Here is a 23,206-nt window from a genome sequence, read left to right on the forward strand (position 1 = left end):
CACCCGCGACCAAGTCGGGCGAGCTCACCCTGAAGGCGGCGCTCGCCCCACAGACGATTCTGTTCTGCCAAGGACACAACAGGGCTCCGGATCTCCGTCGAGATCGACGGACGCCCGCGCGCGACCGATACGTCCACTTTGCCCAGACCAGGCGATGACGCCAATGGAATGTCGTCTCCGGACGCGCGGTTGGTTCCGGGCAGCCGGAGAACCCTTGAGCAGATCACGATCAACACTTCTGCATGACCAACTACCCGGCGACGGGCTGGGTAGCGGGCCAGATCACGAAAACCGTGCGAGAACCCGACCGGTGCGACGCTGACACCGATCTCCGCGTTGTCGCCGGGCGACGTGGTTGCCATGCCACCACCAGGCTGATCCGGCCTTTGACTCGGTAGGCTACGCAGCTGCCGACGAGTCGGTACCTGGGGAGGGTATGCGGTGTTCGGTTGGGGCAAAGGGCGCACTGAGCGAAACGCCCATAACGACACACGCCGCTCCCCAAACGAGCCTGCGGCTGGGCTTCCACATGACGAGGGCAGCTCTGTCATCGGGATCGCGGCGGCGCGGTGGGGCGTGCGCCTCTCGGCGCCATTTGCACGGTTCACGGAACCGGGCTGGTCCTACGAGCGGGTGGTGGCGACGCCATGCCCGACGTGCGGCGGTGAGCTGCACACCCTGCGCAAACCGTATATGAGCGCAGGTAAGCAGTATCGCTATGTGGCCATCGTGTGTCCGCGCTGCCCAGCCGCGTTTGATCTGGCAGGAGTCGGCGTGAAGAAGTACGACCACCTGCTCACACCGCCGCGCAGGGCTGCTGCGGATGGACCGCCACGGGCCACCGCATTGAAGACCGTGGTGGACGACGCGGTGGCGGCGGCGAACGACTCGACGATCAGTGATCTCACCGAGCGGCTGTGGGGTGTGCGCCCGACCTCAGCGTCACCACATTTCGACCGGCCAGGGTGGTGGCACGAAGGGCCGAGCCCACGGCCATGCCCCGACTGCGGAGAGCCGTTGCAAGCGTTCCGCAAGAACTACGACGGACCGAACCGCAAACCCGGCACCAAGCCAGGACACCTAGTCGCCGCAGTGTGCCCAGCTTGTCCTGCGACGTTTCAGCTGCGCACGCTCGGGCTGCGGACCTACGCCCACCTGATGACCCCGCCCGAATCCGAAACGACCAAGCCAGTATCGCGGCCCAACTCGACGCCGTGGTTGGACTGCGACGTCGAGCCCGGTGGAATGCGGATCCGGACGATCCACGTCGCGGACGTCGAGGCCTACGTCGCCGAACTGCTCGGTCAGCCGGGAGCGCGTGTGGTCGCCTCTAGCCCCGTCCCGCTGCTGGTGGAGACGCGGCTGCTGCACTGGGTCAAGACCACTAACCCGCACGCGACAATCCCGCGGCAGCCACCGCACACGGATGTGCGGGTGCTGCTGCCGCTCGCGCCGGAGTTCGAGCCCCTCGCCTCCCGGCTAGCCCAAGCCGATGTCGCGTTCCGACAGGTTCGGTATTGGCTGGAAGACGAAACGATCTCAACAGTTGGTGAAGGCGCGCGGTTGGCACCGCTACGGGCCACCGCCGCCGTATCGACGTTGGTCAACGGCATCGGCTCGGACCCGGTGACGGTGCGCGGTGTCGACGCCGCGGCGGCACGTGACGCGTTCGAGATGATCTGGCAGGCCCACGACGAGACGGTGTCGACTGTGTGGACGCCCGTGGCGGCAGCCGAATTCGTCCCTGTCGACTGGCTGCCCTATCTGCCGTACCCGACGCTGAACCCGGCACAGGCGCAGACCGCGCCGGTCATCGCGGACGAATCCGGACACGTGGTCGTCACCGCGCCGACGGGTGCCGGCAAAACCGTCATCGGGATGTTGGCTGCGATCAAGGCAATCGTCACCCAGGGCCGGAAAGCCGCGTGGCTGGTCCCCCAGCGGTCACTCACCGATGAACTCGACCGCGAACTGGAAGCCTGGCGCGGCCTCGGCGTGCGGGTGGAACGGCTCTCCGGTGAGCAGGTCACCGACCTACGCAAGATCCGCGACGCCGACTTGTGGATCTCCACCACGGAGAAGTTCGAATCGCTGTGCCGCACCGCCTCGATGCGCACCGCGCTGGCAGAGGTCGCATGCCTGGTGGTCGATGAGATCCACCTGCTCGGCGACCCTGTCCGCGGCCCACTGCTGGAGGCTCTGCTGGCTCGAGTGCGCGGCACCGACTCGCCCGTCCGGATTGTCGGTCTGTCCGCGACGGTGTCCAACGCCACCGAAATCGCCGACTGGCTCGGCGCACATCTCGTCGCGACCGTGTGGCGTCCCAGTCGCCTGACCTGGCAGCTTCCCGCCATTCCCGGCAGCCACACACGCACAGTCGAGCACTCCCAGCGCAACCAGCTCGCCGTCGCGATCACCGCACAAGTCACCGAGCACGCCGGCAGTGTGCTGGTGTTCTGCGGCAGCAAACGCAACGTCCGCGCCACCGCGCTGGCCATCGCCACCGCCCGCGGCGCCAACACCGCCGGCGTGCACGTTGACGACCTCGACGCCCTCGAACGTGTCTGCACTTCGGTCCGAGTCGGGCTCCACTACAGGGACTGGGACCACAAGGCCGCCGCCGAACGCGCGTTCCGGGCCCGTGACCTCGACGTCCTGGTCGCCACCACCACTGTCGCCGCCGGGGTGAACCTGCCCGCCCGCGCCGTCATCGTGCGCGACACCCAGCTCGGCACCACCACCATGGGGGTGGCCACCGTGCAGCAAATGTTCGGCCGCGCCGGCCGGGTCGGCGCCGGCGAAACCGAGGGCTGGTCCTACCTGATCACCACCGAAGGCGAACGCCCCGACTGGCAGGCCAAACTGGTCGCCGGCTACACCGTCGTCTCCCACATCGCCAACACGCTGCCGGACCACCTGCTGGCCGAAGCCGCCCAGGACCGCCTGCACACCGTCAGCGACGCCGAGCACTGGTGGATCAGCACCCTGGCCCACCACCAGGGCACCCGCGACGTCGGCCCCGTCCACGCCGCTCTCCAACTTCTCATCGACGGCGGCTACCTCACCGAGACCATCCGCGACGACACCACCCTGCTCACCGTCACTGACCTCGGGTACCTCACCACCCGCCTCATGGTTAGCGTGCATGCTGGGATCGAACTCACCGCCCACCTCAGCGCGCTCGACCACCCTGCGGGCCCAGAACAGGCAGAAGCACTGCTTGCCCGCACCGTGGCCACCACAGTGCCCCAGTTCGCTGAAGCCCCTGTTCCCGACGAACTCCGCCCCACCATCGCCCGGCTACTGCGCGCTGGTGGGAACCCCGCCGCGCTCGACACCACCCCACCGGCGCCCGGTCTGGCACCGGCGGACGCCTGCGCACCCGGCGACCTCGCCCAACTCGCCTTCCTCCTCGTCGCCCATGCCCCGCACTCATTCGCCGGCCGCAACCGCACCATCGCTGGTCTCACCGCCACAACACTGTTCCCGATCCTCGCCGAGGCACCCCGCTACTTCTCCTGGCTCGCCGAACAAGGCCCCCTCGGCACCGTGCACCCCTGGATCGCCATTACCGCCGCGGACCTCGGCCGCCGCATCCGCTGGCGCACTACCGCCCCGCCGCGAGGATCGGGCCGGCTGCTGTGGATGTGCGAACAGATGGCCACCCGCGAACACGCCGACCAGCTCGTCCCCCAGCTCTACCGCTCCGCCCGCAACGCCGACATCACCAGTCCCGACTGGCCTTCCGGCCAACCGCCGCGCCAATGCCGGCTCGACCACAACGCCTACCTCACGCTCCTGCGCGACCGCACCACCGGCACCACCATCAGCGACCACCCCGACGGCACCATCACCATCCAGCACCCCGACAGCGGCATCGTGACCCTTTGGTCCGACAATGGCTTTCAACCGCACCCCACCATCAGCCAGCATGACTACCGCTTCCCCGAGATCCCTGAGGATCCCACCGTGCGCGGCGCCGCGATCTTCACTCGCCGCGGCGACTACCACGTCCACGGATGGGGAACCGAGTACAACCAGATCTCAGGTTGATCGAGCGCCAGGGCGTCCCGAGTTGTCCAGGCGACCGTGCTCGCCAAGACGGCCACCAGCGGGGTCACCATCGGTCATCGGCCCGATCCGGCCCCTGTCCGATACGGCCTGATGAGGTGGTCCTCGGTCATCGTCACGCGGGCCGCGAAGTGCCACTGCCCGCAACCAGGCTGCCCTCGACTCCGGCGCCGGCCAGCAGTGCCGACAACGCAACCAGCAGGTGGTCAAGGTCGTCCTTACTGGCCCACGCCGCGACGTAGTCGTCACCGACGTGGATGTTCACCGAATCCCGGTGTCCACCTGACGCGGTGTACATCCTTTTCACGAAGCCCAGACAGAGTGCCTCGACAGCGGGAATCAGCGCCTCGTTGATGCGCTCGGCGTGCAGGGGGATGTCCAGTTCGACGAAAACCTTCGTGCGGTGGCGAGTGATGCCCAGGGCGCCCGGAAGGTTGTACTGGCTGGCGAGTTCCGTCGACACGTCAGTTGTGGCCACCTGCCCAGCTTGCCGGCATGGCACCCAGGTCGCCAGGGCCGACCGCACGACAGAGCCTGCATATGCCCCATACGGTGGGGGTGGGTGGTTCACGAGGTCAAGCGGCTGCGGCGGACGCAGATGCAGGACAAGGCGGTTTGTCTGTCAAGACCCGGGACACACCACCACCATACGGCCGGGGACAGTAGGGCACGACAGGGGCTGCCTCACCCGGAAACGCTGGGTTCACGCCCCGCGAAGTCCACCCCAAGCAGACCAACCAAGGCGCGTGGTTTACCCTTCAAAACAGACCTAAATCAGAGGGGTAAACCATTTTCGATCCGTCGAGTCAGGCTATCACAACAACCCCAGACGGCGGCATCCAGTCGATCGGACGACATAGGAAGTCGGCACGTACTACATGTAGGTTCGCCCCGTCCAGGGTCCACAGTTCTGCGGTCGTCATGAGCCAGGCACCACCACAATCCAGGTCTGATAGTGGGTGGGCGTGTAGTATATCGAACCGCCAGAGGCGTTGAGCGGTGACGGCGCGACGTCGACGTGCCCGGCAACCTTAGTCAGCAGGTCGCGGTACACCACCAGTTCGTCGGCGTCGGCGATTGAAATGATGATCTTCAGATCGATAGCAACCCCCGGCACATTGAGCTACACATACGTCACGATCACGATCGACTCGTTCGTCGATTGTCGGCGTCTTTCCGTAAGCCGAGGCGTGCCTGAACATAATTGTTCTCCGCTACGGCTCGTGAGCACACCGAGTTGAACTTGCCGACACTGTGCTCCCGTGCCACCAGCAAGAGGTTGACAGCATGTTTGATTTGCGCTCCCCGCCCCTGCAACACAGACCACGGAAAGGGATCCGCGCTGTGTAATAACTTCGCCGCGAAGGTGATGGCGCGTCCACGTTCGAACTTCGTCACGATTGACTCAGCTCCGTGCGCCTCTTGAAGGATACGACATGCATCAAAGCAATCGTAGGCGCGTCGGGCATAGTCCGCGGCTTCCTCAGCCGTGCTGGAATCAGGTTCCGGATCGCCTCCACAAGAACCCTCATGCCTCTTAATCAGGTCGGTAGCCCGATCAAGATAGAGCTTTCCGAGCCCACCCAAAAGCGGCACGCTCGTGAAGTCTACAACAACCAGTTCACCGAGAAGATCCGGGGCGAGCTGTTCCAAGTCCTCCTCGCGGGCGTAGGTGTCCGCAGCACCCAACTGAGCAGACGTTACACTGCCTGCCCCCAAAGTCGCCGGAGCGCTGCCGTTTACGACATCTGCGTCGAGCAAGTCAAGCAGCTCGTTACGCCGTCGCCGTTCCGGCAGTTTGTCACCAGCCTTAGGACGTATTCTGTCGCCGATGGTATCGATGCTCGAGACCGCGCCGTACCAGCGGCGGTCCAGAAATCGGCCGACAGTACCCGTGTAATCCCCGCCGATGATGGTCTTGAAGGCATTGTCGATCGGCTCCCAGTTCAACGGTTCACCCAGCCTGAGGGCTATTCGTCCGCTGAGCACCAAAGCCAGCCACAGGCGATGGTCGCCACTGAGAACGGTGTTGAGTTGGTCTTTGGCGACCAGGAGCCGAGAGCGCCATTCAGGCCGTACGTCAGGGTCGGCGTACTCCACATCGGCAAGCATCGCTTCCGCGCCAGACAACAGAGCGATCCGCCGGATGTCACCGTTCGGCGCGGTACGGGCAAGGCGCTCGTACAGGTCAATGGCCCCCTCATGGTCCCAGATGTAGCGGCGGAAGTCCGCTTCGGCCATCCGCAGCCGGGCGTCCTCGGGCCAGAGACGTGAGGCCTTGTCAAAAATTTCGAAGACCGGGGTGTTGTCGACCTTCGGGCGCTTCGTAGCAGGGCCCGGGCCGACACCTCGATTCTTCTCCCACTTGGCTACCCTGAAGTCGAGCACGGCTGACCATCGGCAGTACTCCCGTTCCAGTCGCATCTCCGAGGCGCACAGTTCGATCGAAGGACCGTAGCGGTGGTGATGTGCCTGCAGCTTCAGGTGACGTTCGTGGTAGAGCGCTTCGATCCGCTCAAGCTGCACAGCTGGGGGCAGCGACAGGAAATCCTGTTCTCCAGCACGCTGCGCGGCACTGCGCAAGCTGCCTTCCTCGACCCAATCGGACTCGAGGCATTTCAGATCGAGCACAGCATGGGCGTGCGAGCGAATGTCCGCCTGCGCCAACCAACTCCGGATCGTCTTGACGCAGCGCCGGCGACGTCTCTCCGCCTCCTCGCCGGCGCCACTGGTACGCGGAGCAGACTGCTGGATGTCGAGTACCTGCCTGAGCCAGACCGACAACGACAAGGCGGTCGTGGTCAGTTCGACCGCGGCATAGGCATGTTCTTCGGCTTTTGTCAGCGCCGCGCTTGCCTCGCGAAGTCTCTGGCCATCTCGTAGTGCTCGGGCGAGGATTCCGTACGCCCGCGCCAATGCGGTCTTTAGCTGGACAACCTCCCGTTTGTCCAGCGCAGCGATGCCGCTTCCCGGCTTGGAAATTAGTGGAGCACTGCGCTGGTCTGCTTCTGCTTCCACGACTTGGTTGTCCATCGCGGGCACATGGTGAGCCAGCAGCTCCACGGCTTCCTTGGCTCCACTCAGTTTCGCAGCCGCATCCGCGCATCGCATATGTACCTTCTGTAGGAAGCGTGCCGCGGCGATGCAGATACTTAACGGCCAGGAACGCCGATCACCCCAGTAGCGCTCCAGCGGGTCCAGTACGAGTGCTCGAACCTCGGACAGTTCCTCCTCGGTGGAGCCCTCCTGGAGCAGCAGCGTGGCGGATTCGAAGAGGCGCATGGACCACAGCGTCAGCGGTGCGCCTTCCTCGTGCGCGAGTTCCAGGCCAGACACGACGTACCGCACCGCAGTGACGAGTTCGCGGCGGCTGTCGGCGAGATCCCGCAAGAGGCGGCTGCGTACTCGGGAGATCCGGTTGCCGAGCTGCAGCCTTGAATAGAGGCTGCGCGCCGTACCGTCCTGCGGCAACTCGTCAGCCAGAAGCTGGTCGGATATCTCGACGAGCCCTTCGGCCTCACGGCTCCGGTCGACGTCGATCAGCGCGTCCGCCGTGTTGAGCAGCCAGGAAACGGCCAGGGTGATCCGGCCAGCCTGTCCAGCGCCAGGTCGCCGCGCGCCGAGAAGCAGCGTGTCGACAACCTTCAGCCGGACATCGATGAGGCGCGCCTGCAGCCGCAGCCGTTTACCAGTGAGAGACAACGAAGCATCTGCGGAGCGCAGCAGAGTGTGCTGGACCTGTCCGGGTTCGCAATCCACGAAAGCAGCGGCGAACTCCTCAGCGGCCGCGACGAATCGCCCGCTGTCCGACGCAGCCGCGCCATCAACGCGGGCCTTCATGGTGAGGGAGGCCAGCGCACTGTATAGGCGAAAGAGCCCAGCCACGGAGCTCCCGTTGGCCTCGCTGGCACGCACCCTTGCCACTGCAGGCTCTTGCTCAACCGGCTCGCCTTGAGAAGCTGGCTGCACCAGGCGGTCCGCGGATGCCGGCAGATACGGGGCATCACCAGCGGGTGCCACGACCAGTGAACAGATGACCTCATGCAGCGCCGGAAGCCTGTTGCCGCCTTCGTCCTCGATCCACCCGAGTGCCGAACGGAGTTTCATCTGGAAGGTATCGGCCACCCTCCCCTCGTCGACGTCTAGCGTCCCGCCCGTCGTGATCAACAGCGGGGTCGCGGCCATGGCCAACCGCCGGTCCAGTTCAGAAGTTTCCAGCTCAAGAGGGAAAAGGTATTCAAGGGTCCCGGGATCAAGCATGACCGGCGCGAGTGGGTCAGCCACGGACTCGCCGCGTGTCAAGGTGGCGAGGACAAGAAAACGAAGTGCCTGCTCGCTGGCCTGTCCGAGCATGAGCTGCCCCGAATCGGCGGAGGAGATGACACGGGCGTTTTCCAGCAGCACCAGGGTGCGGTGCGGGAAGCCCACGGAAGGGGCCAGCAAGACGTGGCGAGGTAGCGAAAGCTGATCACACAGAGCCCAAACGGCGAGGATCGCGAGGGGACCCACCCCGGCGGATCCGTCCATACCGACGGCAAGGCGGCAATCGAGGTCCTTCAGAATCCTGGCCACGCTGTAGGTCGTGCCCTCGATCAGCCTGGCCGCCATATGCCCAGGGTCGGGCGGGGTCGTGCCACGGCCGGGACTGCTAAGGTAGCCCTGTACTGTGTTCTTCAGTACTCCAGGCAGCCTGATCCAGCGGTCCTGAATGCGGTTGAGGACATCCGCTCCATCAACCGTCAGATTTTCCTGTGCCATGAGAACGGTGAGGAGCGCTGCGGCTTCCGGTTGCTCGAGTTCGTTCAGCTGAATGGGGACTTGAAGATCGAGCTGCTCGTCGCCGTGGACGGCTAGGGCCCCTCTGGAGATGACGATATTGGCCGTGTCTCGAAAATACGGGTGCGCAAGCAGTTGGTCGAGCTCGCCCCTGATACGCCCGGAGTCATACCCGAGGCGCCCGCAGTCGATGACGAGAAGCAGGGTGCCTCCACGGGCGTGTTCCCGGAGCCGGTCGATGACTAGTTCGCGGCGTGGGTCGTCGTGGCCCTCCGTGCTCTGGGCGATGTCCTGGAGGCGTATCTCCAGCGCAGAGGCGAGCGCCTCCAGGACAGGTGATTCGGCGCTGGCGTTGACGATCGTGATTTCCAGGAACAGCCATGGCTGCTCGGCGGGAACTGCTTCCTTGACGCCGCTCGTGGCCAGGAATTGACGGACGAACGCGGCCTTGCCCGCGTAACGGGGCCCGTTGACGGGAAGTACGGTGCGCTGCCGGAAGCGACCGAGGGCCGCTTCCAGTTCCTGTGCGCGGCCGGCGAAGTTGACCTCGGGCTGTGGCCACACTCGGAAGCCATTAGGCCGAGGTCCTCGAACAGTGCTCGTCTCTGCACGCGACGGAGGATAATGGTACGCGGTGCTGGGCACGGGAACGTGCTGGCGGTTGCGCAGCCACGGCTCATCCGCCCAGCTGGCCGTCAAGTGGTGTGGTGTTGGCGCAAGCTTTGGTTCCTCGGCACGCTCGATGATCGAGCTGACCGCCTCGAACACCCAGTTCGCCGACAAACTGCGCCGCGTGTCCTGGACCCCGTCGAACGCTTCGAGCAAGGCCCCGGTGAAGAAGGTGGATTCACGGCCGGATTCGCCGAGTGCGATGTCCCTGTCCGACGTCGCAGCCAAGACGAACCAGCCACTTCGGGCACTAACAGGATTGGGCTCTCCTCGGACGCTGCTGGCGGCAGCCCCCGCGTAGCAGCAGTCGAGGATGAGTAGTTTTCGCTCGGCTCGCTTGCCTTCCAGTTCGACCGCCTTGAAGACCTCACCCATAGACACCATCGAGGTGTCAGGATTGGCGAGGTCCTTGGTGTCATGCGATGCCAGGTAGAGCATTCCATCGTGAAAGTGTGCGTGGCCCGTGAAGTATAGGACAAACACACCACCACGCTCGGAGCGCCGATAGCTCAGCTTGATAGCATCAAGCATGTCGGCCCGCTCGAGGTCGATTTCGGCCACGAGCCGGGTCCGCGGCAAGCCCCACAGTTGACGGTCGGAGAACGCTTCCTTCAGCTTTTCGCAGTTGCCCTCGACCGCGTCGACCGTAGCGAGGCTACAATCCGGATAGGTCTTGCCACCAATCAGGAGGGCGCTCGAGCGGGACGGGTCAGCTTTCTCTTGATCGGGATTCACTGCAGCTCCTTTAGAACCTCGGCAACCTCCTTCGCATCGCCTTCGACCGTAAGCTCGCAACTGCGTGTGCCGTCAGGCAGGTCAGTCCGGACGGCTTGGATCTTGAGGGTGTCGCCGTCCGGCTCACGCAGTCGCTTGACGACGTAGTCGTAGAGCGCCTGCAAGAGCACCGGAAGCATTACGTTCTCCCCGACAAACTGGAGTACTTCCAGGACGCCGAGTCCGCCTTGTTTGATCTCGGTAACGGCGCGGTCGATCTGTATACCCTGCCCCTGTAGTTCACTGCGCACCGCGGTCTCAATCCTACGGAGCTCATTATCCCGGCCACTCTCGATCGTAACGATAACGTCCATGTCTCCCCCTTGGAGCCACCATCTGACAACAACAGGCAGCAGACATGTCGTCACAGACCGGGCGCTGTTACCTCAGTTGCCGAAGCGTGACTCATCCGTGGCAGCCGTGCCACCGCGTGCAACATCCTTGACGATCAGTCGGCCTCATCCTGGATCCGCCGGTGACGTGGCAGTATGACGGTGTGGCAAACGAGGAAGGTGCCCTCTGCGCTGGGATGATGTTCTTGCTAAGGGAACGTCGGACCTCCACCGAGAGGACGCCCTCCAGGTGCGATTAGCGCAGAGCCGCTCGACGATGTAGGCGACCTTCGACGATCCGAACCTCGTGTCGTGCACGGGCCTGGTCCATGTGCTGTGCCTAGTAGAGACCATCGGCCTAGGCTGCCTTCACCGACTCGGTCCGGATGGGTGTGACCACTGGCGCCCACCTCTCCGGCACAACCACCGGCCGTCAGCACCCGGGATAGCTGCCCACGGTGCGCGGCACCGGCTCGGTCTCACACCGCGCGCCAGCACCGGCGAGGCCAGCAACGGGACGCAGCCTCGCTGCCGTGGAGTCGCTGGGGCGGCAGGTGCGGGGCACCAGACCGACGACGGCTTCGGCCGTCTGATAGGCCAACTCCGGGAGAACGCTGGTGTAGGTGTCGGCGGTGATGGCGATACTGGAGTGGCCAAGCATGTCCTGCACAACCTTCAGATCCGCACCGGCCGCCAACGCCAACGTCGCGGCACCATGGCGCAGATCGTGTAGCCGGATTGGTGGAAGATCCGCCTCCACTGCCAGTTCACGGAACCGATCGCTGACTGTCCTTGGCTGCAGAGCACGCCCATCAACACGGGTGAACACCAGCCCGGTCTCGGTCCACTCCGGTCCCGCGGCGTGCCGTTCCTGCGTTTGACGTCGGCGGTGCGTACTCAACACGGCGACGGTGTCCCAGTCCAAGGCGACGACCCGATGCCCGGCGCTGGTCTTGGGCTTGCTGAGATCAGCAGGCCATCCGACCTGCACCAATTGCTGGGACACCGTCAACGATCTGCGAACCAGATCGAGTTCGTCCCAAGGTAGGCCGCAGGCTTCTCCCCGGCGCAGTCCACGGAACGTGATCAGGTGAAACAGCGGATAGAGACGATCCGGCAGCGCGTGATCCAAAAATCGGCCGGTCTGCTCGGGCGTCCACACCATAACCGCGGAGGGCACCTGGCCGGTGGCGCGCCAGGCCGCCACTCGCGCATCAGTCCACACCATCGGCCAGGGGCGTCGTCCGCTGGGCAACTCGACGTGCTGAGCCGGGTTGGCGGTGATCAGCTCATGTCCGATCGCGTCGTTGAGGGCCTTACGCAGACAGGCGCGAATCCGGTGCATGGTTGCCGCACCCACCACGCGCTGCCCGGTCGTGGAGGCGCGAACGGTCGACTCTGGACTGGCGTGGCGGTCCAGAATCTCCGAGTCGCGTTCCTCCAACCCGGCGAACATGCCTTTGATATCGTGCTGGCGGAGCCTGTCCAGGCGGATGTACCCGAGGTAGGGAATCAGATACAACCGGATGTGAGCCTCGTAGGTCCTCAGCGTGGTTGCCCGCAGACCACGTCGACTGGTCAACCAGTGCCGCAGCCACTGAGCGACCGTCGGGAGTTGTCCGGGCAGCAGGTCGCCGTTGAGATAGCCGCGTGTCTGGTCGATCTCTGGCAGTGGCACGCCTCGGCGGGCCGCATCTTTGATCATTGCGACCAGCTGCTCTACGACGTCGGTGTCCCCGGGATTGACCAGGGCCACCAGGGCACGCAGGCGGTCTACTTCCTGCTGTGCCTGGTCCTGCGTGGCGAAGCCGCCACGGCGTAGCACGCGCCGCGCGCCGTGTGGATCGCTAGACAACTCATACCGGTAATGCCACCTGCCGTGGTCTGGGCTCCAGACGCCACCAGGGCGCAACGCCGGGCACGCACGTCCCCACCGCCGTCCGGTATCCGGGTTCACGCAGCTGCATTGCTTGAACACTCGGCCCTGCCGGCTCATCCCAACCCTCTCCAGCACTGTGAGTGGCGCCCGCTGGCGTGTGCCGCAGGGCGATCGTCGAGGTGCGTTGGAGTCCACCGACAGCGCGTGCGTTCGGTTCAGCGCACGCGCATCGACCATCCGTCCAGGTGACACGAGGGGAGGGGGGCGACTCGGTAGACATGCCCAGGACGAAACGCCGGAAACTCGAATGACCATCGGCGAGGTGCGGCGTTTTCCTGATCAGCCCACAACCATCGGTCACGCTAGTGCGTTGTCCACTTAGGTTCACCGGTTTGGCGATACGCCGCTCGGGCGGGCTCCGCGGCTGACCTGGGAGTGCTTCCACCCTCGTCAGCGTCCGGCCGTCGGCCAGCCGCACCACGAAGCCTGCCAGGTCGCGGCGCTCGATGCCCAGCACCTCGGCGGTGACGAACTCGCCGCCGTAGCCGGCGACCTCGGCGCGGCCGGCGGCCAGGAACTCGGCCGGGTCGGCGCCGTCACGCGAGAGAAAACCATGCAGATGTGCGGCCGGCGCGTTGCGGGGCTCGCCCGCGTCGACCACCACGACCTTGCGGCGCGCCCGCGCCGACACCAGCGCCGCGCTCAGTCCGGCCGCGCCCCCACCGACGATCACCACGTCGAAATCCAGCATCCCTACCCCAATCCAGTGTGCGGCGATCATCTACGGGAATCAGGGTGCCGCAGGCCGGAACGACCGGACAAAGTTTCTTGCCGTTTCTGGGAACACACTGGTCAGAGCCGGTGAAACCGGGACGGAACGATCGGGTTTCCGCTCCATTCGGCCTATCCGGGGCCATTAAACTCCAATTCATGACGACCCCGAGGCTGCTGCTGGTCCACGCCCATCCCGACGACGAGACGCTGGCCACCGGCGGCATCATGGCCCGCTACGCCGCGCAGGGCGCGCAGGTGACGCTCGTGACCTGCACCCTGGGCGAGGAGGGCGAGGTCATCGGCGACCGGTTGCAGGGCCTCGCCGCCGACCGGGCCGATCAGCTGGGCGGCTTCCGGGTGGCCGAACTGGACGGCGCCTGCCGGGCGTTGGGCGTCGCCGACCACCGGTTCCTCGGCGGTGTGGGGCGTTGGCGTGACTCCGGCATGGCCTGGCTGCGGCCCGGGCTCGCCGGTCCGACCCCCAACGCCGGGCCGGGCGCCTTCGCCAACGCGGACCGCCACGAGCAGGTCGAAGCGCTCGTCGAAGTGTTGCGGGAGGTGCGGCCCCATGTCGTCGTGACCTACGCCAACGACGGCGGTTACGGGCATCCCGACCATGTCCGCGCGCACGAGATCACCATGGCCGCCACGGCGCTGGTGCCCGAGGTGCGGCGGGTCTTCCACGTGGTCCCCTCACGGGCGGCGATCCACAGTGGACTGAAGGCGCTGGCCGGCACCGGCGCGGTGCCCTTCCCCGTGCCCGATGTCGACGAGCTGCCCACCGTCGCCGACGAGTCGGTCACGACGATCGTGGACGTCCGGGCCCATCTGCCGGCGAGGATCGACGCCCTGCGCTGCCACGGCACCCAGGTGTCGCTGTGGCTGGACCAGTGGCACGACGGCGCGGGCATCGCCGCCTACGCACTGTCCAACGGCGTGGCACAGCCGATCCTCGGCACGGAGCACTTCGTGCTCGCCGTCGGGGAATCCGACGGCTGCGCCGACGATCTGTTCGCCGGCCTGAACCTCGACGCGCCGGTCGGCCGCTGACAGCGAAAGGTCCCGCACGCATCACGGGCGGGACCTTTCCCGCACTGGTTCGGCAGCACCGGGGACGGGCCGGTGGAGGTGCTCAGCCTGTTCGGGCCGCAGGGCGAGCGCATCAGCGTCCGGGCCAAGCCCCGCGACAAGGCCCACTGACCGAGATTCGTGTCCACAGTGGACTGTCAGCGGTCAGGAGGCGGGTTCCAGTAGGCGGCCGTCGAGGCTGGCGGCGGCCAGTTCGACGCGGGAGCGGCAGCCGGTGCGGGCGAACAGCCGGGTGAGGTGGTTCTCGACGGTCTTCTCGCTGACGTTGAGGTCGAGGGCGATCTGACGGTTGGTGGAACCGGCGCGGATGAGCTCGATGATGCGCAACTCGGTGTCGGAGAACGGATCCCGGCGGTCGCGGGGGCGAGGGGCGGGCAGGCCGTGGTCGCGGATGAGGCCGCGGACGTGGTCGCGCAGGTTCTGCGAACCGGACTGGCAGGCGATTTCGTAGGCCTCGTACAGCCAGGCGGCGGGGTCGGCGGCGAACTGGGCGGCCACCAGGCAGGCGCCGATCATCTCGCTCTTGTAGCCACGGTCGCGCACGTGGCCGGCGCCGGCCTGGGCATGGGTCTGGTCACGGTGCACGAGGCCGCGGGCCAGGGACACGATGGCGGTGGTGATCCGGCAGGCGCCCTGCTGGTGCAGCTGCTCGATCACGGCCAGCAGCTCGGCGGCGATCTCCTGGTCGTCCACGGAAATGGCGATCTCCAGGCCGCGGATCAGCAGTGGTTCGAGGCAGCCGCGGCCGCCGGTGGCGAGGACCTGGCGGTAGGTCCGCTGGGCCAGGAGCACCGCGTCCCGGGGGCGACCGGCGTCGGCGAGCAGCTTGACCTCGACCCAGGCGTGCATGGCGGCCAGGTCGGGCAGCGGCGCGGCGGCGGCCAGCCACTCGGCGGCGCTGGCGTGTTGGTGGCAGACGGCGCTGATCTCGGCAGCGACCAGCCGGGCGGCGTGGTGCACGATGGTGTCGCCGGAGCCGAGCATTTCCAGCTCCCGCACGGCGGACATGGCGGTGGACCAGTCCGCGGCGGCATAGCTGTGGATCACCCGCTGGTAGCGCGCCGCCACCCCGGTGTCGGGCACCCGGTAGCCCTCGCCGAACACGATCTCGAACACGGTGGCCACCTCCACCAGGGCCGCACCCTCACGAAGCCGGTCCAGGTCGGGGGAATCGGCCGGCCGGCCCGCCTGCTGCCAGGCCAGGCGGCACAGCTCCGGATCGCCGGACATCGCCGCCCGCAGCAGCCCGACCTGGTCGGAGGAGGCCACCTCCCGGGTGCAGATCCGGTGCATCGGCGCCCCACCGGGTCGGGCCAGCTCAACGGTGGAACCGCGCAGATCACCGGACCACCACTGCAAAAACTCCGCGACCTCATCGGCCACGACCGGCTCGTCCAGCAGCGCCCGCACCGCCGACGGGGGCAGCGGGTCGGTGGAGTGCACGACCACCAGCACGACGGCGGCCGCCAGATCGTGCAGCGAGGCCGGGCTGGCGCCGAGATTTCCGTACCGGGTAAGGACTTCGTGCAGGAGCTCGTACTGGCCGGTGCGCATCACCAGGCCGATCAGGGTGGCCAGTCCCCGGACGTGTTCGGGTGCCGAGGGATCCGTGCGGCGCAGCACGGCGGCGTACCAGCGGGCCGCGTGGTCGGGTAGCTCGGTTTCGGCCTCGACGGCCAAGTCCAGCAGCCAAGCCATGATCTCTTCGTCCAGCGCGAAAGTCGGGTCGCTGCCGGCGATGTGCTCGGCCAGCGCGGCGGGATCCACCCAGGTTCCCTCATCCCGCCGGTCCAACAGCAGGGTGGCGATCCGGGTGTGCAGCCACGCCGGGGCCGGCCGGTCCGCGACGGCCGCGGCCAGGGCCGGGCTCAGGCAGGACACCCGGCCGGTTTCGTCGACCACCAGCACGCCGGCGGCGATCAGCTCGTCCAGCAACCGGCCACACCGGGCGAGATCGGCGTCGATGGCCTGGCTGAGCAACGGCAGTTCGTCGAGCGGGATCGCCCCGAGCGCCGCGACGGCGGCCAGCAGGGCGGGTCCCGGCTCGCCCAGACGCTCAGCTCGCCGCAGCAGGTGGTGATCCGGGGGCAGAGTTATCGCTTCGTCCGGACCACGTAGGCAAAGTCGGTCGTATACCGGGACCAACCGGTCACGCAGGCCTTCCAGGGTGGCGAGGACGGTGCCCGGGTTGCCGAACAGCGGCCCGAGCGCGCGGCGCAGCGCGGCCACCGCCGACTTGTCGAGGCGGCCGCCGGCGGCCCGGTCGGCCAGTGCCTCGATGTCCTCGTCGGCCAACGGTCCGAGGGTGATTACCTGATCGGCGATGGTGAGCAGTTCGGCCGAGCCCGGGGTGGGCTCGACATCGTCACGACAGGAGGCCACGACCAGGCAGCCGGACTGACCGGCGGCGGCCAGCAGCAGGGCCGGTTCGGCGACGAGGTGCGCGTCCTCGGCCACCAGCGCGGTGCGCCGGGCTCGGGCGATCCGGTCGAACAGGACGCCCAGCTCGGCGGTCATCCGGGGAATCCACCAGTCGGAACCGGTACCGGACAACCGATGCAGTCGCTCCACCGCGTTGAGCGACTCGGCCAGCCGAATGTCGCTGAACTGCTCGAACCGCCCGCGCAGCGCCCGCAGCAATGCCGCGACACCAAAGGGATCCTCGGTATCGAACCGCACCGGCAGCACCCGGGCGGCGTCGGTCGGCAGGCCACGGGTGGCCGCGTCCAGCAGCGCCGAACGGCCGACACCGGCTGGTCCGCGCACCACGGTCACGCGGCCGACCTCGCCGGAGAGCGCCGCGCGCAGGGCGGCCAACTCCTGTTCTCTGCCGCGAAGTCCGCTGTGCCGCCGTGCCATGCCGCGTGTCTCCTCCAGTGCCGACGGCGGAAACGCCGCGAGGCACCAGTTCTACGCGTTCGAGGCCCGTGGGGTTGCTCGGATGCCCGGAGTAGGGGACATCCCTCGGCAAGCCGTATGCTCGGAAACAGACCCGGCCGCCGAGGCAAACCTACGTGACCGTGAGGCGTCTAGACCCAACGTGAGGCCTGCCAATCTTTCGTCGTCTTCCGCCCTGGTCGGCCGGGACGACGAGTTGCGCCGGATCGTCGAGTCGGCCGCGCCACTGGTCGTGGTCACGGGCGAGGCCGGCATCGGGCGCAGCAGCGTGCTGGCCGCGGCTCGCGAGCGGCTGGCCGATCAAGGGGTGACCACGATCACCTCGCGGGGCGCTCGCAACGAGCGCACCCGCCCCTACGCCGTGCTCTCCCGGCTGTCCGCCCAGTTGACCGCGGCCGACGACCGTCCGCCGGCGAGTCGGCCCGCGCCGGTTGCGGGCCAGCTGGCCGACGCGCTGTCCCGGGCGACGGCCAATCACCAGCGGCTGGCGGTGTTCCTGGACGACCTGCAGTGGATCGACGCCGGTTCGCTGGCCACGCTGGTCCCGATGGTGCGGACGCTGGTCGGTAGCCCGATCACGTTCGTCGTCGCGCTGCGCTCGCGGATGGCCGACTCGAAGGCCGGCCGGGACGCGCTGGCCGGTCTGGTCGAGGACGGCCTGGCCGAGGTGATCCCGTTGCGGCCGTTGCGCCGGGCCGAGGTGGACGCGTTGGTCACGGCAACGCTGGCGGCCAGGCCGGGCGACACGTTGTCGGAGTCGCTGCACCGCAGCTGCCGTGGCGTGCCGGCCGCGGTGCTGGCCGCCATCGACGGCCACCGGCGCACCGGGTCACTGCGCATCGTCCAGCGCCACGCCTATCTGGCCTGGCCGGGCAAACCTCCGCAGCCGGCCACCGATCTGCCCATGTTCGAGGACCTGCGGCAGCTGGGCGAGCCGGCCTGGCCCGTGGTCAAGGCTTTGGCCGTGCTGCATCCCCTCGGTGACGCGGCGACGCGGCTGATCGCCGAGGCGGTGGGCCTGTCGGAGGCCGAGGTGATCGAGGTGCTGGCCGGGCTGCGGGACGAGGGTGTGCTGCGGCCCGGCGGCAGACCACGGTTCCGGCTGCCGCTGCTGGCCGACTCGCTGGCCGTCTGCCTCGGCCCGTACGAGCGGCGACGCCTGGCCCAGATCGCCGTCACAGCGATCTGGACCGACGGGGTCGAGGCCGACCCGCGCTATCTGGCTGAGCAGCTGGTCACCGCGGGCAAACTGGTCGACCCGCCGCGTGCGGTCAACGAGCTGCTGGCCCAGGGCGCGATGCTGGACAACGGGTATTTCGCTGAACGCTGGCTGCGTGCCGCGGTCGACCTGATCACCGACCGGGGCCAGCGGGCCTGGGCGCTGTTCATGCACGCCGCGGCGTGCTGCGTCCATCTCCGGTTCGCCGAGGCGGTGGACAGCGCCTCGGCGGTGTTCGCCGGCCACGCCGATCTCCTGCCGCCCGAGATCGTGCTGGAACTGGAGATGATCTACGTCGTCGCCCTGTTCGGCTCGGCCGACATCGAGGCGCTGACCGCCATCGTCGACGAGGGCTGGCGCACGCTGCCCGGCGGCGAGGGCCATCGCATCGTCACCCGGGCCGCCGCGCTGTGCCACCTGGACCGCTGGCGGGAGGCGGACGAGCAGCTCCGGTCCACCCGGGAGATCTGGCGCGACGACAACGACGCGGTCGCCGCGTTCGGGCTGATCTTCAGCACCGGCACGACGTCGTTCCTCGGCCGGATGGCCGAGTTGCGCAGCGCCGTCGCCGATCCCGCGCAGCGGCCGCTGTGGGACGTGGAGCGGCACCGGCAGGAGCAGCTGGTCGAGTTGGGCTGGAACCTGATGACCTTCGGCGAGCTGGACCGGTCCGAGGCGTTGTTCGCCGCGCACGACCTGCCCGCCGAACGGCGCTCGCTGGACAACCAGGTGATCAGCGCCGCCCTCGCCGGCCGGTGGGATCACGCGCTCGACGTGGCCCGGGTCAGCCTGGCCACCGGGTCCTCGCTGGGCTACGCGGCCGCGCACACGGTGATGTGCCGGGAGATGAGCATCATTCTGACCGCGCGCGGCCGGCTGGCCGAGGCCCGCACGGTGATCGAGAACGCGCAGGCCCGCGGGCCGATGCTGCTGCACCTCCTGTCGGTGCCCGAGTCGGACCTGGAGCACGCTCTCGGCGCCGCCGAACGGGCCCGGCGACTGGTGCTCGACGGGATCGGGCTGGCCGTCGAGGGCGGGCTGGTGGTGGGCACCGACGAACTGTGGCTGCGCATGACGGAATGGCACCTGGCCGCGGGCAAGGCGACCGAGGCGCGGGAGTGCGCGGCCGAGGTGATCCGGATCGCCGACCTGCTCGACACCGGCCGCGCCCGGCTGCACGGGTTCCTGGCCACCGCGATCGCCGACCGGGACGGCCGGGCCGCCGCCGAGGCCGTTTCCCTGGCCCGACAACGTGATCAGCCGTTCGAGCTGGCCAATGCCCTGAGCCTGCTGGCCGGCCGTGAGCTGGTGGAGGGCAAGCTGCTGCGCGAGGCGTACGAGCTGTACGACGAGCTGGACGCGCTACTGCCGCGGGCCCGGCTGCGTCAGGTGATGCGGGACCTGGACATCGCGGTGCCCGGCCGCAGCGCGACGGTGGCGGAGAACGAGCGGCTGCTGGCCGCGCTGGTGACCGAGGGGCTGACCAACCGGGAACTGGCGGTCGTGCTCGGCGGCAGCGAGAAAAGCGTGGAGGGCCGGCTGACCCGGCTGTTCCAGCGCACCGGATACCGGTCGCGAGTGGAATTGGCCGCGGCCATGCTCACCGGCGAATACCCGGCCTGACCCGAGATCGGCGGCGTGTCCTGCTCCGGGGTACGAGAACACGCCGCCGACATATCTGCGAGCGGGGATAGGCCCGCAGAAAACCGGGTCAGACGCCCAGGTTGATGCCCTCCGTGCCGTCGCTCACCCGGCCGACGGCCTCCACGTTGTCGCCGCGCCCGCTGGCCTGGAAGTGCCCGAGGTTGATCTGCGCCCCGTTGTAGAAGGCCAGCACCACGATGAGCTCGCCGGCGTCGCCCGGACCCCAGTTGCTGCACTGCCCCGGGCCGGTGACGGTCGTCTCCATGCCGCCCCGGTTGGGCCACTGCATGACCGCGCTGTAGTCGGCGAACCGGTCGACGCACAGCTGCGCACCGCCAGCGGCCGGCGCCGCGGACGCCACCGCCGGCACCACCGCGAGGCCGACCAGGGCCAGTCCCACCGCAGCCGACGCCGCCGCGGTCCGCTTGGCCACCGATGAACGCATGCGATCTCCTTTGTCCACGCCGATTCGCGGCCCTTTCTGAGCCGCAATAGCGTCCGGTCCCCGCTGCCGTCGAGAGGATTGCCGGCGCCCCACAACAGTAGGAACTTCGGGGACAGCACCGAGCGCCGCGGACCGGATCAGCGGGAAACCCCTCAGCAACCACCACAGCGGTCAGGACGACGGGTAGCGGTCCAGTTCGCCGGCGGCCCAGAGCGCCCAGTCCCGCTGCAACTGCCGGTAGCGCAGGCCGAACTCGGCGGCGAAGCGGGCGAAGGGCGGCTTGGCGCCGGTGGTGGCGGAGGCGTCGATGTGCTCGATCGCCCCGGTGAGCTCGGCGATGCCGGCCTCGGCCTGTTCCACCACGTCGTCGAGCAGTGGCCGCATCTCGTCGGTCTCCAGCGCGGACAGCATGAACAGGCGCAGGGTCTGCTCGCTGCGCACCGGGGAGTCCTTGATCGGCGTGAGCATCCACTGCCGGAACTCGTCGGTGCCGGGCTGGGTGATGCCGTAGGACTTGCTGCCGCGCGCGCCCTCGTCGACGACCTCGATCAGCCCGTCCTCGGTCATCTTGCGCAGTTCCGGGTAGATGTGGCTGTGGCTGGCGTGCCACGCGTACCTGGACAGCGACTGCTCGAAGCGTCGGCGCAGGTCGTAGCCGGTCTGCGGGCCTTCCATGAGCAGCCCGAGCAGCGCGTGTCGAAGGGACATGGGCCGAGTGTAGAGACAGGATGTACATGTACCAATTGACGTGTCAGCTCGTACATGTCATGGTTGATGCATGAGCGACAACACTCCGATCTACCTGCAAGGGACCCTGGCCCCGGTGCCGGACGAGACCGACGCCGTGAACCTGCCGATCGAGGGCGCGCTGCCCGAAGAGCTGTCCGGCCGCTACTTCCGCAACGGGCCGAACCCCAAGCCCGGCGAGGACCCCGGCCACTGGTTCACCGGCCACGGCATGCTGCACGGCGTGCGGCTGCGCGATGGCCGGGCCGAGTGGTACCGCAACCGCTGGGTGCGCACCCGCACCCTGGAGGGCGCGCGGCCGTTCCGCGAGGACGGCACCCGGGACTTGGCCGTCGGCAGCGCCAACACCTCCGTCATCGAGCACGGCGGCAAGATCTTCGCCCTGGTCGAAACCTCATTCCCACACCAGGTGACGCCCGAGCTGGACACCGTCGGCCCGTGCGACTTCGGCGGCCGGCTCACCACCGGCATGACCGCCCACCCCAAGGAGGACCCGGTCACCGGCGAGCTGCACCTGTTCGGCTACGGCTTCAAGCCGCCTTTCCTGACCTACCACCGGCTCTCCGCCGACGGGCAGCTGATCACCAGCTTCCCGGTCGAGGTCGGCGGGCCGACGATGATGCACGACTTCGCCATCACCGAGAACCACTTGGTGTGGCTGGACCTGCCCGCCGTGTTCAACCCGGCGCGGGTCGGCAAGGGCATGCCGTACGAATGGAGCGACAGCTACCGGCCGCGGATCGGCGTGATGCACAAGGACGGCGGGCCGGTGCAGTGGTTCGACGTCGACCCGTGCTACGTCTTCCACGTCGGCAACGCCCGCGAGGACGGGCAGGGGCGGATCACGCTGGACGCCGTCCGCTACAACCGTGCGGCGTTCCTCACTACGTGGAGCGACATGTACAGCTCCCCGGACAGCAACGGCAGCGCCATCGTGAGCAGCGCCGTCCTGCACCGGTGGACGCTGGACACCACAACCGGCCGGGTCAGCGAGCAGCAGCTCGACGACCAGCACATCGAGTTCCCGACCGTCGACGACCGACTGGTCGGACGGTCCAACCGCTACCTGTACGCGGTCGACCAGCACGCGATCGTCAAGTACGACAACGCTTCCGGGGCCGTGCACCGGCACGAGCTCGGCACCGACTGGCACACCGGCGAAGCCGTGTTCGTGCCGGCCGCCGGCGGCACCGCCGAGGACGACGGCTGGCTGATGTCGATCGTCACCAACATCGACCCGACCGTGCCGTCACGGCTACTCGTGCACGACGCCACCGACGTGACCGCCAAGCCGGTGGCCGCCGTGCAGCTGCCGCGGCGGGTGCCAGCCGGCTTCCACGGCTCGTGGATCCCGGACAGCGAGCTGGCCTGACCGGCTGACCGCTACTGCCGGCCGAGGAGGCCGTCGGCGACCAGGTCAGGGCTGGGCGATTCGTTGGGGCGGTTGTGGGTGTGGTTCGTGTGTCCGCACCGCGCAGTTGCCTAGTTCGCTTGGGTTGGGCGGGTGGTGACGTTTGGTGGTTTGCCGGCGGTTGGGTGTGGGGTTGGGTTTAGGGAGGGCTGTGGACTGGGGTGGGGGCGGGCTCGGGCGGTTGTCTTGCTGTGGGGTGGGTTGCCGGGGTGGGGTGTGGTTTGGGTGTCCGCACCACGCGGTTGCCGTTGGCCGGGCACGGTTGTGGCTCGGGTGTCCGCACCGCGCAGTTGCCGTTGGCCGGTATGCCATTCCTCTGGTCGCCGGCTACCCGTTTCCGCTGGCGATCGCCCTTGCCCCAGGCCGCCTTCACTCCCACCGCCACCATAGCGGAAAGCGCTTGCCTAATTTGGTCACCCACACAGGTATTCATTGCCCCACAACAGGAATCGATCACTGTGAGGCGGTAGAATCGAGG

At 67.7% G+C, this 23,206-nt stretch carries 13 protein-coding genes and 1 pseudogene; 5 read left to right on the plus strand and 9 right to left on the minus strand.

All coding sequences use genetic code 11. The annotated features are described in order from the left end of the window. The first annotated feature begins 576 nt into the window (after positions 1–576). Positions 577–4,053, plus strand: coding sequence for a DEAD/DEAH box helicase (locus JJ691_RS30335; protein ID WP_211763013.1), 3,477 nt, complete (start codon positions 577–579; stop codon positions 4,051–4,053). A gap of 133 nt (positions 4,054–4,186) precedes the next feature. Here the strand turns inward: JJ691_RS30335 and JJ691_RS30340 are convergent, their stop codons facing one another. From JJ691_RS30340 to JJ691_RS52540, 6 genes are all read right to left on the minus strand, one after another. Then, positions 4,187–4,549 (minus strand): hypothetical protein, encoded by a 363-nt coding sequence (locus JJ691_RS30340; RefSeq protein ID WP_211763014.1) that lies wholly within the window; start codon positions 4,547–4,549, stop codon positions 4,187–4,189. Positions 4,550–4,990: 441 nt separating this feature from the next. Continuing rightward, complete coding sequence (locus JJ691_RS30345; RefSeq protein WP_211763015.1) at positions 4,991–5,188, minus strand: hypothetical protein; 198 nt, start codon at positions 5,186–5,188, stop codon at positions 4,991–4,993. Between the two features lie 23 nt (positions 5,189–5,211). Further along, on the minus strand, positions 5,212–10,251 hold the full coding sequence (locus JJ691_RS30350; RefSeq protein ID WP_211763016.1) for a caspase family protein: 5,040 nt from the start codon (positions 10,249–10,251) through the stop codon (positions 5,212–5,214). Continuing rightward, positions 10,248–10,604 carry a hypothetical protein gene (locus tag JJ691_RS30355; protein WP_211763017.1) on the minus strand — a complete coding sequence of 119 codons (357 nt, stop codon included), beginning with the start codon at positions 10,602–10,604 and terminating at the stop codon, positions 10,248–10,250. Before JJ691_RS30355 ends, JJ691_RS30350 begins: the two co-directional genes overlap by 4 nt. Before the next feature lie 451 nt (positions 10,605–11,055). Then, on the minus strand, positions 11,056–12,447 hold the full coding sequence (locus tag JJ691_RS30360) for a tyrosine-type recombinase/integrase (RefSeq protein WP_249227107.1): 1,392 nt from the start codon (positions 12,445–12,447) through the stop codon (positions 11,056–11,058). Between the two features lie 31 nt (positions 12,448–12,478). Then, the gene (locus JJ691_RS52540) at positions 12,479–13,282 is read right to left on the minus strand and encodes an FAD-binding protein (protein WP_249227108.1); all 804 of its coding nucleotides are present in this window, start codon (positions 13,280–13,282) and stop codon (positions 12,479–12,481) included. A gap of 149 nt (positions 13,283–13,431) precedes the next feature. Between JJ691_RS52540 and mshB the strand changes: the two genes are divergently transcribed. Next, complete coding sequence (gene mshB / locus JJ691_RS30370) at positions 13,432–14,325, plus strand: N-acetyl-1-D-myo-inositol-2-amino-2-deoxy-alpha-D-glucopyranoside deacetylase (RefSeq protein ID WP_211763019.1); 894 nt, start codon at positions 13,432–13,434, stop codon at positions 14,323–14,325. A gap of 39 nt (positions 14,326–14,364) precedes the next feature. Further along, a pseudogene (locus JJ691_RS52545) lies at positions 14,365–14,475 on the plus strand (XRE family transcriptional regulator); the annotation flags it as partial. A 33-nt stretch (positions 14,476–14,508) separates the two neighbouring features. Here the strand turns inward: JJ691_RS52545 and JJ691_RS30375 are convergent. Next, positions 14,509–17,223: a helix-turn-helix transcriptional regulator gene (locus tag JJ691_RS30375; RefSeq protein WP_211763020.1), complete on the minus strand. Its 2,715-nt coding sequence runs from the start codon at positions 17,221–17,223 to the stop codon at positions 14,509–14,511. 181 nt (positions 17,224–17,404) lie between these two features. On the opposite strand from JJ691_RS30375, the gene JJ691_RS30380 reads away from it, so the two are divergent. Then, positions 17,405–20,104: an AAA family ATPase gene (locus JJ691_RS30380; RefSeq protein ID WP_211763021.1), complete on the plus strand. Its 2,700-nt coding sequence runs from the start codon at positions 17,405–17,407 to the stop codon at positions 20,102–20,104. An 88-nt stretch (positions 20,105–20,192) separates the two neighbouring features. Here the strand turns inward: JJ691_RS30380 and JJ691_RS30385 are convergent, their stop codons facing one another. Further along, positions 20,193–20,570, minus strand: coding sequence for a hypothetical protein (locus tag JJ691_RS30385; protein ID WP_211763022.1), 378 nt, complete (start codon positions 20,568–20,570; stop codon positions 20,193–20,195). A 171-nt stretch (positions 20,571–20,741) separates the two neighbouring features. Next, a complete protein-coding gene (locus JJ691_RS30390) occupies positions 20,742–21,278 on the minus strand; it encodes a PadR family transcriptional regulator (RefSeq protein WP_211763023.1) in 537 nt (178 codons plus the stop codon). Between the two features lie 70 nt (positions 21,279–21,348). Here JJ691_RS30390 and JJ691_RS30395 point away from each other — a divergent pair, with 70 nt between their 5' ends. Next, a complete protein-coding gene (locus tag JJ691_RS30395; protein ID WP_211763024.1) occupies positions 21,349–22,689 on the plus strand; it encodes a carotenoid oxygenase family protein in 1,341 nt (446 codons plus the stop codon). Positions 22,690–23,206: the final 517 nt, after the last annotated feature.

Source organism: Kutzneria sp. CA-103260 (assembly GCF_018263855.1).
Lineage (GTDB): Bacteria > Actinomycetota > Actinomycetes > Mycobacteriales > Pseudonocardiaceae > Kutzneria.

What these genes read in the sequence shown, in the direction of transcription:
- mshB (WP_211763019.1), top strand. Translation starts at nt 13,432, where the DNA reads ATGACGACCCCGAGGCTGCTGCTGGTCCACGCCCATCCCGACGACGAG.
- JJ691_RS30395 (WP_211763024.1), top strand. Translation starts at nt 21,349, where the DNA reads ATGAGCGACAACACTCCGATCTACCTGCAAGGGACCCTGGCCCCGGTG.
- JJ691_RS30385 (WP_211763022.1), bottom strand. Translation starts at nt 20,570, where the DNA reads ATGCGTTCATCGGTGGCCAAGCGGACCGCGGCGGCGTCGGCTGCGGTG.
- JJ691_RS30375 (WP_211763020.1), bottom strand. Translation starts at nt 17,223, where the DNA reads ATGGCACGGCGGCACAGCGGACTTCGCGGCAGAGAACAGGAGTTGGCC.
- JJ691_RS30355 (WP_211763017.1), bottom strand. Translation starts at nt 10,604, where the DNA reads ATGGACGTTATCGTTACGATCGAGAGTGGCCGGGATAATGAGCTCCGT.
- JJ691_RS30390 (WP_211763023.1), bottom strand. Translation starts at nt 21,278, where the DNA reads ATGTCCCTTCGACACGCGCTGCTCGGGCTGCTCATGGAAGGCCCGCAG.
- JJ691_RS52540 (WP_249227108.1), bottom strand. Translation starts at nt 13,282, where the DNA reads ATGATCGCCGCACACTGGATTGGGGTAGGGATGCTGGATTTCGACGTG.